13 protein-coding genes are annotated in these 12544 nt (G+C 55.9%); 5 read left to right on the forward strand and 8 right to left on the reverse strand.

All coding sequences use genetic code 11. The annotated features are described in order from the left end of the window. Positions 1 to 84: 84 nt before the first annotated feature. From FQ179_RS00950 to FQ179_RS00975, 6 genes are all read right to left on the reverse strand, one after another. Entirely contained in the window at positions 85 to 819 is a 735-nt protein-coding gene (locus tag FQ179_RS00950; RefSeq protein ID WP_149395408.1) for an ABC transporter substrate-binding protein, read from the reverse strand. 56 nt (positions 820 to 875) lie between these two features. Continuing rightward, the gene (mnmH, locus tag FQ179_RS00955; RefSeq protein WP_149395409.1) at positions 876 to 1982 is read right to left on the reverse strand and encodes a tRNA 2-selenouridine(34) synthase MnmH; all 1107 of its coding nucleotides are present in this window, start codon (positions 1980 to 1982) and stop codon (positions 876 to 878) included. Beyond that, entirely contained in the window at positions 1982 to 3016 is a 1035-nt protein-coding gene (selD, locus tag FQ179_RS00960; protein WP_149395410.1) for a selenide, water dikinase SelD, read from the reverse strand. The genes mnmH and selD overlap by 1 nt, the downstream gene beginning before the upstream one ends. Before the next feature lie 40 nt (positions 3017 to 3056). Beyond that, a complete protein-coding gene (locus FQ179_RS00965; RefSeq protein WP_149395411.1) occupies positions 3057 to 3809 on the reverse strand; it encodes a YggS family pyridoxal phosphate-dependent enzyme in 753 nt (250 codons plus the stop codon). A 12-nt stretch (positions 3810 to 3821) separates the two neighbouring features. Next, the gene (locus tag FQ179_RS00970; RefSeq protein ID WP_149396846.1) at positions 3822 to 4808 is read right to left on the reverse strand and encodes an LLM class flavin-dependent oxidoreductase; all 987 of its coding nucleotides are present in this window, start codon (positions 4806 to 4808) and stop codon (positions 3822 to 3824) included. 616 nt (positions 4809 to 5424) lie between these two features. Continuing rightward, positions 5425 to 6114 (reverse strand): PRC-barrel domain-containing protein, encoded by a 690-nt coding sequence (locus tag FQ179_RS00975; protein WP_149395412.1) that lies wholly within the window; start codon positions 6112 to 6114, stop codon positions 5425 to 5427. Between the two features lie 417 nt (positions 6115 to 6531). Between FQ179_RS00975 and FQ179_RS00980 the strand changes: the two genes are divergently transcribed. Further along, a complete protein-coding gene (locus tag FQ179_RS00980; RefSeq protein ID WP_188074473.1) occupies positions 6532 to 6747 on the forward strand; it encodes a glycine zipper 2TM domain-containing protein in 216 nt (71 codons plus the stop codon). 37 nt (positions 6748 to 6784) lie between these two features. Next, positions 6785 to 6931 carry a lmo0937 family membrane protein gene (locus FQ179_RS00985; protein WP_149395413.1) on the forward strand — a complete coding sequence of 49 codons (147 nt, stop codon included), beginning with the start codon at positions 6785 to 6787 and terminating at the stop codon, positions 6929 to 6931. Positions 6932 to 7063: 132 nt separating this feature from the next. On the opposite strand, the gene FQ179_RS00990 is transcribed toward FQ179_RS00985, so the two are convergent. Next, the gene (locus FQ179_RS00990; RefSeq protein WP_149395414.1) at positions 7064 to 7834 is read right to left on the reverse strand and encodes an IclR family transcriptional regulator; all 771 of its coding nucleotides are present in this window, start codon (positions 7832 to 7834) and stop codon (positions 7064 to 7066) included. Positions 7835 to 7992: 158 nt separating this feature from the next. Between FQ179_RS00990 and FQ179_RS00995 the strand changes: the two genes are divergently transcribed. Continuing rightward, positions 7993 to 8922 (forward strand): tripartite tricarboxylate transporter substrate binding protein, encoded by a 930-nt coding sequence (locus FQ179_RS00995; protein WP_255474891.1) that lies wholly within the window; start codon positions 7993 to 7995, stop codon positions 8920 to 8922. 282 nt (positions 8923 to 9204) lie between these two features. On the opposite strand, the gene FQ179_RS01000 is transcribed toward FQ179_RS00995, so the two are convergent. Then, positions 9205 to 10011 carry an RNA methyltransferase gene (locus tag FQ179_RS01000; RefSeq protein ID WP_149395416.1) on the reverse strand — a complete coding sequence of 269 codons (807 nt, stop codon included), beginning with the start codon at positions 10009 to 10011 and terminating at the stop codon, positions 9205 to 9207. Between the two features lie 151 nt (positions 10012 to 10162). On the opposite strand from FQ179_RS01000, the gene FQ179_RS01005 reads away from it, so the two are divergent. Together FQ179_RS01005 and FQ179_RS01010 are read left to right on the forward strand one after the other, a co-directional pair. Continuing rightward, a complete protein-coding gene (locus FQ179_RS01005) occupies positions 10163 to 10951 on the forward strand; it encodes an inositol monophosphatase family protein (protein ID WP_149395417.1) in 789 nt (262 codons plus the stop codon). A gap of 22 nt (positions 10952 to 10973) precedes the next feature. After that, complete coding sequence (locus tag FQ179_RS01010; protein ID WP_149395418.1) at positions 10974 to 12542, forward strand: TerC family protein; 1569 nt, start codon at positions 10974 to 10976, stop codon at positions 12540 to 12542. Positions 12543 to 12544 lie beyond the last annotated feature (2 nt).

A 12544-nucleotide genomic window follows, 5' to 3' on the forward strand; every position in this document is an offset into this window, starting at 1 on the left:
ACGCCTGCGGCAGCGCATTGACCTGCATTAACCTCACAAGCACACGGTTGCAGAATTCAAGGCGCGTGCCTGGCTTTAGTTGGCCTATGCGGCCGGGGGGGCTGCAAATACACCTTGTATCTGATGGTTTTTCAGGGCTGTTTGTACGGTGCCGTTTGACTTCATCTCTTCGATAAAATCGCACAAATAAGCAATAGCTTCGGGGCTGCGGCTTTTCGGCATGCCCATGGCCTGCCGGATCACCATGAAATGTCCGTCTAGCACTCGAAGGCTTCCGAGCCGTTTGGCGTCGGCCTCCAGTTGCTGGCGCACGCCAGCGGCCACGTCAGACTGTGTCGCCATAAATGTATCGACAACCGTCGGTGACGAGGGGGCGTGTTCAATCATAGCCTGCTTCAGTTCTCGAGTAAGAAACAGGTCGTAAGCGCTGCCTTTGCCCACAGTAACGCGTATGTCTTTGCGGTCGACTTGGTCCATGTGAGTGATTGGGGAGTCTTGACGCACCAAATACGTGCCTTCGATATGCACGTAGGGTGCCGTAAAGGCTATCTGTTCGCCACGTTTGGGGTCAATGGCAAAGAAGCCTATGTCGGCATGCTCTGTGGCGACAGCATCGACAGATTCACGAGCTGTTTTGAAGATGACAAGTTCAAGCTCTACCCCTAAACGACCAGCAAGTTCACGAGCCAGGTCGACGGAGACGCCTTTGGCGCCGGCCCCGGCAGGATCAGCGGCGGCCAGAATGGCATTGCCGGTATTGATGGAGGCGCGAAGTTTGCCTGTTGGCGCAAAGGCCGCGCGAAGTTCCGGGTTCGTCATAGCATCATGCTCCGATGGTTGGTTATGAGGAAGACGGCGTTGCGGCGTCGGTGGGGTTAGCCCCTGCGCCGCTGCGCGCGCGCTAAGAGATACTCTACCACCTCTTCGTGGCTGCCACTAAACACGGTGCGGTCGGCCTTGGTATTGCGTTGATACGCGTACATGGGGTCATAGTACTCAAGCAATAACGCGCTGATCCATTCGCGGTGAAGGTCGAGATCGCCATCTCGTTGTTGCCGTACCAGCGCGTCATCCATAATTGCCGCCAGGCGTTCGTATCGTTCATGGCCCAAGCGTTTGACGATTTTTAGAAGGCTTTGCCGCAACTGCTCCGCAAAGGCCTCGAATCCAGCCTCTTCACCGTCACGTGCAGTAAATTCTGCAGCAAGGTCAATGACATAGTCGCGCAAAATGCGGTTGATACGGTTTTCTAGTGTGTCTTCGAGCCACACTCGCGGGTAGTTTTGCATACCGGCGTGCAAAGAGGGCGGTACAAAACAGCGGCCCACTGTACGGCTTTCTTCTTCGAGCACAAACTCGTCAAAGCCTTGTGCGCGTTTTTTTAGAAAATCAATGGCCAGCCTGTTTTCAAAATCAATTTGAGCCGGCTGCGGGGTGGCGTGTTTGCCAAAGCTGGAGCCGCGATGATGAGCATGACCTTCAAGATCAATGGCGTGGTCCAGACGGTAAAGCAGTTCTGTTTTGCCCGAACCTGTTAGCCCGCCAACGAGGATGAAGCTGCATTCGGCGGCGGCAGCTTCATTGGTCTCTACCAAAAAACCGCGTAAGGCCTTATAGCCCCCCTCGACACGAGGATAATCAACGCCTGATTCGGCCAGCCACTGCTGGGCGATACGGGACCGTAACCCGCCTCGAAAGCAGTACAGCATGCCGTTGGGGTGCTGGCGGGCGAAGCGCTGCCATGCGTGGATGCGTTCGTCGCGCTTGGCGCCGGATACCAGACGGTGCCCCAGTGCGATGGCTGCTTCCTGGCCCTGCTGCTTGTAGCAGGTGCCAACCAGATGGCGCTCTTCGTCGTCCATGAGGGGCAGGTTGATGGTGTGCGGGAAAGCGCCTTTCAGATACTCTGCCGGTGCGCGCAAATCGGCCATCGGTGTGTCAGCAAGAAACAGATCGCGATAACAGTTGGTGGTGTTATCCATCAGGCGATGACCACTCCGTGTTCTTGTCGGGCCATCATCTCGCCAATGGGCGAGAGGCTGAGCCCGATATCATTGGCCATAGACAGAAACTGGTCTACGCCCTCGGGCGCAACCGCCACGAGCAGCCCGCCACTGGTTTGCGGGTCGCATAGAAACTGTTTTTGAGGCTCTGTGATGGTGCCTACACCATGCCCATAGCTGTCGAAATTGCGCAGTGTGCCACCCGGTACGCAACCCTCGGCCAGATAATAATCTACACCTGCCAGGCGCGGGACCGCATCGTAGTGCAAGCGGGCAGTAAGCCTGCTGCCGTCGGCCATTTCGAGTAAATGACCGAGCAGACCAAAACCTGTGACGTCGGTCATGGCCGTTACGGCGTCCAGCTTGGCAAAGTGGCTGCCTGCGCTGTTGGGTGTGCACATGCACTCGCATGCCACGCCCAGGTCTTGATGGCGTAACTTGCCCTTTTTTTCGGCCGTGGTCAGTATGCCTATGCCCAGCGGTTTGGTCAGAAACAGAATGCTGCCTTCGGTGGCGGTATCGTTGCGCTTCAGATGGCGTCGGTCGACCGTGCCCGTAACGGCAAGCCCAAAAATAGGCTCAGGCGCATCAATGGAGTGGCCGCCGGCCAGGGCGATACCTGCCGCGTCACAGGCCGCGCGCCCGCCACGAATAACGTCGCGTGCGACCTCGGGCGGCAGCACATTAATAGGCCAGCCCAGAATGGCAATGGCCATGATGGGGGTGCCGCCCATGGCGTAGATGTCGCTGATGGCATTCGTGCCCGCGATACGACCGAAATCGTAGGGGTCATCGACAATGGGCATGAAAAAATCAGTGGTAGAAACAATGCCACGCTCATCGTCCAGCCCGTAAACGGCGGCGTCGTCACGCGAGGTATTGCCTACCCACAATTTGGGATCGGCAGTTTGCGAGCCACTGCCTGCCAAAATGGTGTCAAGAACGCGGGGTGAAATTTTGCAGCCACAGCCCGCGCCGTGACTGTATTGGGTGAGACGGATGGGTTCGTTCATGAGAAAGCTGGCCTGTGGTGTCAGTGGGTGGTGTATACCGTTATTTTACAGGTGGGGTTTCCGTCTCTGGCCAGTAGTAGTCATCGTTGTAAATACGCCCGCCAAAGATGGCCGTGCCGATGCGTACTTCGGTAGAACCTTCCTCAATGGCGATTTCAAAATCGCCGCTCATTCCCATAGACAGGCGTTCCATTTCAACCCCGTCTACGGCTTCTTCGCGCATGCGGTCGCGCAGCACACGCAATGTTCGAAAGCAGGCGCGTACGGCGTCCTGATCGTGCAGATTGATGGCGAGTGTCATCAGGCCCCGTATGCGCAGCGTGGGCATGTCGCGGGCCACCTGGCGCAAAAACGGAAGCAGCTCGTCGGGCGGCAAGCCATACTTGGTGGGCTCGGTCGATGTCTTGATTTGTACCAGTGCGTCGATGGCACGCCCTTCATGCTGAAGACGGCGCTCAAGCGCGACAGCCAGGTCGAGACGGTCAAGCGACTGGATCTCGGAGGCCATGCGGGCAATGTCTTTGGCTTTATTGGTTTGCAGATTGCCAATCATGACCCAGTCAATGCCGCAGTCTGCCAGCGGTTCGAACTTGCTGCGTATCTCTTGCGCCTTGTTCTCGCCCAAGCGCCGCACGCCAGCAGCCACAGCCTCTCGAATGGGTGCTTCGCCAAAGGTTTTGCTGACCGGGAGCAGGGTGACTGAGCCTGCAGCCCGCCCGGCGCGCTGTGCGCTGTCGTCAATGCGTTGCCGGATGGCGGCTAATCGCGAGCTGATTGAGTCTTGATGTGCCATGGTTATAGGTGTTTATGCAAAAGTGGGAAGGCTCGCCGTGATTTCATACGACTTGAGCCTGGCTTCAAAGTTGAATGTGTTTGACGTGATCATGAGCTCGTCGGCGCCCGTGCGGTCGATGAAGGCCTGCAACTGTGAAGCGACGGTATCGGGTGCACCAACGGCTGAACACGAAAGCGTGTGGTCGAGCAGGGCTTGTGCCTGTGGGCCCAGGTTTTCCAGGTAGCCGTCTACGGGCGGTGGCAGCCGGGAAGGTCTGCCACTGCGCAAATTTACAAATGACTGCTGCCACGAGGTGGCCAGAAAGCGCGCCTGCTCGTCGGTGTCTGCGGCAAATACATTAAAGCCCAGCATGACGTAAGGTTTGGCAAGCTGAGAGGAAGGCTTGAAGGTGCTGCGGTACAGCTGTATGGCCTGCATCATTTGTTGGGGGGCAAAATGTGAGGCGAACGCGTAAGGCAACCCGAGTGCGGCGGCAAGTTGAGCGCCGAATAGGCTGGAGCCGAGTATCCATATAGGAACATTAAGGCCTTTGCCTGGCACAGCCAGTACAGGCTGACGCGGCTCGTCTGACATGTAGTCCATGAGTTCGACCACATCGCGCGGGAAGGCGTCGGGGTCGGAGGAGAGATTGCGACGCATCGCCCGTGAAGTGACTTGATCTGAACCGGGAGCCCGACCCAGCCCCAAGTCGATACGACCAGGGTAAAGCGACTCAAGCGTGCCGAATTGTTCGGCAATAACAAGAGGAGAGTGGTTGGGCAACATAATGCCCCCCGCCCCAACGCGAATGGTTTTGGTGCCAGCGGCTACATGCGAAATTAGAATGGCAGTGGCGGCGCTGGCAATACCAGGCATGCCATGATGTTCGGCCATCCAGTATCGCTTGTACCCCCACTGTTCGGCATGCTGCGCCAGGCTTAGCGTGTTGCGAAATGAGTCAGCGGCGGTACCGCCCTCAATAATAGGGGCAAGGTCAAGTACGGAAAAATGCGTCATGGATACGTAATGGCTACCAAAGCAAATGGGGTGGGCGGAGAAGTAGAGAGGTTGGTCAGGCAGTGTGCCAGCGTATGCCGACAAGCGTGCTGAAAACCTTCTTGATAATCCAGTTTATCAGTAAGGAAGTATAGGCTTCCTGGCTATTCTTTTTGCCCTGAGCGTGGTTGGCACCTAAAACTGGTCATGAGATACGCAACCCGAGTTAAGGAAATTGGGCATGAATTACGGAATTCGAGCTAGAAAGTTGGGCATGAGCGACGGAATCCGAGTTAAAGAAAATGGGGTGCTAACGGATACTCGTGGCATAAGGCCGGCGTCTTGTAGCCGCGCATAAATCTCGCTGTGATCAGGTCGATAGGGGCTTTGTAAGACTGCTGCGCAAACGACGGCTACGGTACAAATTAAGGCTACTGCAAAAACAACGGTCACTGCACAAATCAAACCGGTCGCTGGCAGCACCTGGCTTTGGGCTTGCGGCGACCGGTTTCACGTTGGGAGATGAGCCCCACAGCCTAGAAGGTCAGACTAAAGGCCATTCTTTGAAGAAGACCTATCTGCTCTTTATTGAAGGCCGGAATATTGAAAGCTCGGATATTGAAGGTTTGGATCAAACTTACCCTTTGACTTCCACTTTAGGAAGGGCTTTCAGCTGATCTTTGGTAAACCCTGGCAAAACCATTTTGTCGCCATTCTGTTTGATCTTCTCGTAGGGGATGGCAACGTTATGTTCGCCCAAACCGAGAAAACCGCCTGCACCAACAATAAAGTAAGCAGCCTGGCCATCGGCAGCAAGCACGACATCACTGATGTCACCGATTTTTTCGTCGGCTTCGTTGTATACCGCCTTACCCATAATCGTCTTTTTGACGCTTATGCCCGAGATGGACTGCTTCTCCATATCTGCCTTTTCATCCTTCATCGGCGCTGTCGCTGCCGCGGCAGGGGCCGAAGCGCCTGGCATTGGCTCGGGTGCAGTATAGGGCGGCGTTTTATCGCTGCTGGGGTCAGGGGCGGGTGCCGCAGGGGCCGATGCTGCGGGGGTGGAAGCTGCTGGTGCGGATGCTGCTGCAGCTGGGGCCGCAGTGGCTCCCGCTGCACCTTGGCCGCTTGAGCCTGCTGTTCCCTGGCCCGTCGACGGAACGTCCGACGCCGAGGTGCCACTCTTTGCCGAATCGGCAGTGCCGCTAGTGCTCGCAGCAGCAGGATCCGTCTTCATGGTATCAGCGGCTTTGTCTTGCGCGTATAGCGTAGATGCAAAGACCATAGGCATTGTGCAAGCGGCGATAGCGATAAGCTTTTTCATGAGTTTCTCCTATTTGGCGACAGAATCTGTCCTTTTCAGTCATAGCAAATACTGTGCCACCGGTTGGGTAGTGCCAGGTTTCAATGGCGATGCTGCTGCACATAGCATGCCGTTTTCAATACCACTGTCCTGGCCCGGAGCATGCGGTGTTTAGTGCCTCTGTACTGGTCCCGAGCATCCCTTATTTAATACGAGTACAGGTCGGGAGCGCGGCATGTTCAACTTCCGCCCGGCCGCCACGGGGCTCATCATGTTCTATATGCGTATTGGTGCTTCGGATAAATCATGCTTATGGCCTGTGGCGCAAGATAGATACAGAATGCCCAATACCCGTCAGGCACGCCGCTTGCTACATGGCTGGCGATCCGGTTTTTTCCGGTGTGAACTTGAGCTAAACACTAGCAAGGGGTATTCAATATGAATCCGATCAAACGAATAGCGAGTGCTACCGTTATAGCGATGATGCTAGCGAGCCTGGGCGCATGTAGTGGTATGTCGCGTCAGGGTAAAAATACCGCGATCGGCGCTGGCGTAGGTGCGGCGGGCGGTGCGGTGTTAACCGGCGGTAGCGCGCTGGGTACTTTAGGCGGTGCTGCTGTCGGTGGCGTAATTGGTCACGAAGCCAGCAAGTAATTAATACAAATTACCAACAACAACATAGGGAGTCTCTATGCTCTACACCATTGCAGTTATTCTTCTCATTTTGTGGCTACTCGGTATGGTCACGTCATATACCGTGGGTGGCTTTATTCACATTTTGATAGTCGTAGCCATAGTAATGGTGCTCGTGCGTCTGATTACCGGTCGTTCGGTTTAACGTAAGGCAGTGGTTGAGGGCGGCGAGTGTCTCCCTTGCCCGGTGCTGGCCCAGTTTAAAAACTGGGCTGACCTCGACCACTGCCTTGCGCCCGTCACAAAAACGGGTCGCAGTGAGTGACAGTACAGGTTGTTAAAACTTACCCGCAATCGCTGCCAGACCTTGCGATATAAGACGGGCAATTTCTTTTTGGCGTGCTACCGGCATGCGATCCGTGATGGCCGTTGCGCTAATGGAAAGTATGGGCACACCCTGGGTATCGCACAATGCGCAGCCCACGCCCAGGGCGCCCCGCACTGCATAGTTTCCTACTACTGAGTAACCGCGACTGCGCGTGTTGTTGACCAGCTGGCGCATTTCACGCGCGGTCATACCGCCATACTGCTCTAGGCTGTCGGCGTTGTGGTTGACGATTTCCTCAACGGTGGCGTCATCCAGCTTTGCCAGTAATGCCATGCCTCCCGAGCCTACGCCCAGAGGCTGTCTTTTTCCCGCATACGTGGCCAGTATCTGCACCGGGTAAGGCCCGATCTCGCGCCACAGGCTTACTGACTCGTAGCCTTCTCGCACCACCAAAAAGACAGCATCGCCGGTTTGTTGTGCGAGCTTTCGCATAACAGGCAAGGCGATCTGAACGCGCCGGTCTGTGGTGATGATGGAGGCGGAGGCAACCGGCCGATTGGCGCTATAGCGCTTTGAGCCCGCCACTTGGTGCGCGAATCCGCTATCTTGAAGTGCGGCGAGCAGGCGATAGATGGTAGGGCGTTGAAGACCCGTCTCTCTGGATAAAGCGGTAATCGTCAGGCCCTCATCCGGGCCGCTTTGTAAGGTTTGCAAAAGCTGCAAACCCCGCCTCAGCGTGCGTGGCCCAACATTGCTCTCTTCGGTTTCGGAAGTGTCCATTCTGCGTACGTGCGGCTTGGTAAAAAGTCGGTCCTAAACAAAAATGCTGCTGCCATTATAGATTCGTCCGAATCGTGGACAGAATACCGGAGACCTTTCTAATGTTGAAAACACTCAATTGCGCCAGTCGCTATCTTACAGCCGTGTCGCTGGGCCTTATGACACTTGGCGCGGCCGCACCCGCATCTGCTGCTTACCCAGAAAAGCCTGTTCGGCTGGTGGTAGGCTTTTCAGCCGGTGGTACCACTGATGTAACTGCACGCATTCTTTCCAAAGAATTGACTGAAGCGTTGGGCCAGGCTGTTATTGTCGAGAACAAGCCAGGCGCTGGCAGCAATATTGCCACCGATTACGTCAAGCGCGCAAAACCTGACGGTTATACGTTGCTGATGGTTGCCGTAACCAGCACTATCAACCAGACACTGTACAAAAATGTGTCTTTTGACCTGAATACTGACTTTGACCCTGTTGCGCTGGCTGTGCGCGTACCGAATATTCTGGTTGTAAACCCCAATGTGCCAGTAAAAAGCGTAAAAGAACTGGTCGACTACGCTAAAGCCAATCCGGGCAAGTTGAATTTTGCTTCGTCGGGCAGCGGCACCTCGATTCATATGGCCGGTGAGCTTTTCAAGATGCTGGCCGGCGTAGACGTTCAGCACATCCCTTACAAAGGTAGTTCGCCCGCTGTTACCGATCTGATCGGTGGTCAGGTTGACTTCATGTTCGACAATATGCCGTCGGCATGGCCGCAAGTCGAAGCAGGCAAACTACGTGCACTGGCCGTCACGACCGAAGCACGTGCCGAGAACGCGCCTGATCTTCCCACCATGCAAGAATCCGGGTTTCCAACGTTTGATGTGTCATCGTGGTTTGGCGTGATTGCACCCAAAGGCACACCAGCTGACGTCGTTGAAAAATTGAACGCAGCTATTCGCGCTGCGCTGAAAAAAGATGATGTGAAGGCGCGTCTTGCTGATCTGGGCGCTGTACCTGCCGACACCACACCTGCCGAGTTCGGCCAGTTCATCAAGAGCGAAGTTGAAGGGTGGGCACCCGTGGTAAAAGCATCGGGCGCCACGGTAGATTGATAAGTCGCTAGAACTTGGGTCGCTGGGCACAGGCCTGGCGGCGCATAGGTATACCGCAGCCTGGCCAGGCACCTATGGACCTGCCTTTTTTATGTTGGACGGGGCAGCCATTGGGGTTGCGGGCAGTCAGGTGCGGCGAGGCAGCCAGTAAAAACAAGGGTGCCAGCTTACGCTACCACAGGCACAGCTGAAGCGTTACACAAAAACTCCGGCAGTCGAGCCGGAGTTTTTGCATTACGGTGTGCACCGTAAGGTGGCGTGATAATGCACCTGGTCTGCTCGTTAGCTATCGGTTCGAGTTTTTCGGGCAGTTTTAATCATGGCGGTACACAAGCCGCGCATCATGTCGACTTCATCCCTGCTCATGGCGTTGCGCCCGAACATATGGCGCATGCGTGGCACCAGTTTTTTCGGGTGGGCTGGGTCTAAAAACCCTACCTCGGTAATGGCTTGTTCCCAATGCACCATCAAGGCTTGGATTTTTTCGTTGGGCGCCGGTTCGTTGCCCGCGTCGGGCTTACCTTCAGTTGTTGGAAGCAAGGCCATACCGGCGCTGCTGGCCAGCGCGTAGCGCATTTCCCAGGCACAGAGCTGCAAGGCTTGGGCGACGTTTAGCGAACTGTATTCGGGGTTGGCAGGTATGTGGCATACGCGCTGACACAGGGCGATATCTTCATTGGTAAGGCCTGAACGCTCGGTGCCCAGCACAATGGCAATTTTACGGTCAGCCTGCTGCAGGTGTTCGCTGCTCAGGTGTGCGGCCTCACGAATGTCGCAGGCGGGCGGGCCGATGATGCGGGCACGAGCTGTCAGGGCAAATGCCATGGTTACTGGTGCCAGGGCCTGTTGCAAGGTATCTACAATACGTGCAGAGGCCAGTACGTCAGTGGCGCCGCTGGCCAGCGATATAGCATCAGGTTGTTGCAGCACATCGGCAAAGCGGGGCGCCACCAGGCAAAGGTCATGAAAGCCCATGGTTTTGATGGCTCGCGCGGCCGCACCCACATTGCCTGGATGGCTGGGGTGCACCATGATGAAGCGCACATGCTGGAAGGAAGAAGAAGTCTCGATGGAGGTGTTTTGGCTCATTTTTTGCAGAAATCTGCGCCTGACGGAGTAAGGACAAGGAAAGAGAGACGGAAGTAAATTAAAATAGAAGGTTTATAGTGTCAATTGCCTGCTGCGGCTTGCTTTTTTTTGCCCTGGCAATGACAGAAATTGTTTAAAAATACGGAATCTTATGCACCCGATGCTCAATACCGCCATCAAGGCGGCACGCCGTGCCGGCACAATTATCAATCGTGCCAGCCTTGACCTGGAGCGCGTGCAAGTATCGCGTAAAGGGCCCAAAGATTATGTCACGGAAGTGGATCACGCTGCTGAAGAAGCCATTATTGAAATCTTGCACACAGCATATCCCGGCCATGGTTTTCTGGGCGAAGAAACCGGCTTGCGCCTGGCGCAGGGGCAGGGCGAGGGCGAGCAGGCCGAGTTTCAGTGGATTATTGACCCTCTCGATGGCACCACAAATTTTATTCATGGTGTGCCCATTTATGCCGTCTCCATTGCGCTCGCGCACCGGGGGCAGGTAACACAGGCCGTGGTGTACGACCCGTCGCGCAACGAGCTGTTTACAGCCAGTCGCGGGGGCGGTGCGTTTTTGAACGATCGCAGGGTACGTGTATCGGGCCAAATGCGTTATCACGATGCGCTGCTGGGCGCGCACGTGCCTCGTTCTGCCTCGGGCAGCACGGGCACCCGCTTCGAAAACCTGTTGTCCGAGTGTGCTGCGGCGCGGCGTCTGGGCTCGACAGTGCTCGATCTAGCCTATGTCGCGGCAGGCCGTCTTGACGGTTTCTGCGGCTACAAGCTCAAGCCCTGGGACATGGCTGCGGGCAGTCTGCTCGTGGTTGAGGCTGGCGGCCTGGTCGGCGATTTCGAAGGTGAACAAAGCTGGATGAACACCGGCAGCGTCGTGGCGGCTGCGCCAAAGCTCTTCCCGCAAATGCTGGGCCACCTGCAGAACTAATGCCTCTGTCGGGAGCTTTCTGATGGAGTGGATGCTCGAGCCTGCCGCATGGGTGGGCCTGCTTACCCTGGTGATTCTTGAAATCGTCCTGGGTATCGACAACCTTATCTTCATCGCCATTCTGGTTGACAAGCTGCCCCCTGACCAGCAGGACAGGGCGCGGGTGGTTGGGCTTTCGTTAGCCCTGCTCATGCGCTTGGGCCTGTTGTCCATCATGTCATGGCTGATCAAGCTTACCAAGCCACTGCTGGTAATTGGGCCGCTTGAGTTTTCAGCACGTGATCTCATCCTTATTGTGGGCGGCTTTTTTCTGCTGCTCAAAGGTACCCTTGAGCTCCACGAGCGTGTCGAGGGGCGCACCGCACACTCGTCGGGGGCGCGGCAGCATGTCGGTTTCGGGGTAATCGTTACCCAGATTGTCATTCTTGATGCTGTATTTTCCATGGACGCGGTTATTACGGCTGTGGGCATGGTTGATCATCTTGCCATCATGATGGCCGCCGTGGTTATCGCCATCGGCCTCATGCTGGTTGCCTCCAAGCCGCTAACGCAGTTCGTCAATGCTCACCCCACCGTGGTTATTCTTTGTCTGGGCTTTCTGCTGACCATTGGTTTTTCACTGTTAGCGGAAGGTTTCGGCTTCCCGGTGCCCAAAGGTTATCTTTACGCTGCCATTACCTTCTCGGTACTGATTGAAGTGCTCAATCAAATGACCAGGCGTAACATGCGCAAGCTTGATGCGCGCCGTCCATTGCGGGAGCGCACGGCTGAAGGGGTACTGCGCATGCTGGGCAAGCAGCCAGTCGTTCGCGCCGAACGACAGCCTGTCGGGCCTGTTCCGCCGATGCAAGTGTTTGGCGATGAAGAGCGATATATGGTCAGTGGGGTGCTGACGCTGGCCGACAGGTCAATTCACTCCATCATGACGCCGCGCACTGAGGTCTCATGGATTGATCTTGACGACACTGCCGAACAGCTGCGAGCACAAATCATTAAGTCACCGCACAGTTTCTTTCCAGTCTGCCGCGGCTCGCTTGACGAGGTTATTGGCATAGGCCGTGCCAAAGAGATGATCGCCGATCTGATCAGTCAGGGAGAAATACGCCTGAATCGTTTGCGTGATCCTGTCATTGTGCATGAGTCCATCGGTGTGTTGCGGCTTATGGACATGCTCAAACGCTCGCGTGGGCAGCTGGTGCTGGTTACCGATGAGTTTGGCACCATAGAAGGCGTGGTTACGCCCATTGATGTTTTTGAGGCCATCGCGGGTGACTTCCCCGATGAAGACGAAGCGCCTGACGTTACGGCTGACGGTGAAAACCGCTGGCGCGTAGACGGGGGCACTGATCTGCATCACCTTGAACTTTTGCTCGATATCGACGGGCTGGTCGAGGATGATGAAGCCTATTCAACCCTGGCAGGGTATTTGCTCGAGCGTTTCGGGCATTTGCCGCGCCCTGGCGAAAGTTGCGAATTGAAGCAACCTCATGCCAGCTTCCGGTTTACAGTACTGCGGCTGGATGGCCGGCGTATCGCAACCGTGCAGATAGAACGTCGGTTTACTCCCGATGCTGAAATGGAATCACACTAGTT

The organism is Pusillimonas sp. ANT_WB101, assembly GCF_008369125.1.
GTDB lineage: Bacteria > Pseudomonadota > Gammaproteobacteria > Burkholderiales > Burkholderiaceae_B > Allopusillimonas.

Excerpts from the sequence above, each read along its gene's own strand:
- FQ179_RS00980 (WP_188074473.1), top strand. The coding sequence starts at position 6,532 with ATGAATCCGATCAAACGAATAGCGAGTGCTACCGTTATAGCGATGATG.
- FQ179_RS01010 (WP_149395418.1), top strand. The coding sequence starts at position 10,974 with ATGGAGTGGATGCTCGAGCCTGCCGCATGGGTGGGCCTGCTTACCCTG.
- FQ179_RS00975 (WP_149395412.1), bottom strand. The coding sequence starts at position 6,114 with ATGAAAAAGCTTATCGCTATCGCCGCTTGCACAATGCCTATGGTCTTT.
- selD (WP_149395410.1), bottom strand. The coding sequence starts at position 3,016 with ATGAACGAACCCATCCGTCTCACCCAATACAGTCACGGCGCGGGCTGT.
- FQ179_RS00990 (WP_149395414.1), bottom strand. The coding sequence starts at position 7,834 with ATGGACACTTCCGAAACCGAAGAGAGCAATGTTGGGCCACGCACGCTG.
- FQ179_RS00950 (WP_149395408.1), bottom strand. The coding sequence starts at position 819 with ATGACGAACCCGGAACTTCGCGCGGCCTTTGCGCCAACAGGCAAACTT.
- FQ179_RS00965 (WP_149395411.1), bottom strand. The coding sequence starts at position 3,809 with ATGGCACATCAAGACTCAATCAGCTCGCGATTAGCCGCCATCCGGCAA.
- mnmH (WP_149395409.1), bottom strand. The coding sequence starts at position 1,982 with ATGGATAACACCACCAACTGTTATCGCGATCTGTTTCTTGCTGACACA.
- FQ179_RS00985 (WP_149395413.1), top strand. The coding sequence starts at position 6,785 with ATGCTCTACACCATTGCAGTTATTCTTCTCATTTTGTGGCTACTCGGT.
- FQ179_RS00995 (WP_255474891.1), top strand. The coding sequence starts at position 7,993 with ATGACACTTGGCGCGGCCGCACCCGCATCTGCTGCTTACCCAGAAAAG.
- FQ179_RS01000 (WP_149395416.1), bottom strand. The coding sequence starts at position 10,011 with ATGAGCCAAAACACCTCCATCGAGACTTCTTCTTCCTTCCAGCATGTG.
- FQ179_RS00970 (WP_149396846.1), bottom strand. The coding sequence starts at position 4,808 with ATGACGCATTTTTCCGTACTTGACCTTGCCCCTATTATTGAGGGCGGT.
- FQ179_RS01005 (WP_149395417.1), top strand. The coding sequence starts at position 10,163 with ATGCACCCGATGCTCAATACCGCCATCAAGGCGGCACGCCGTGCCGGC.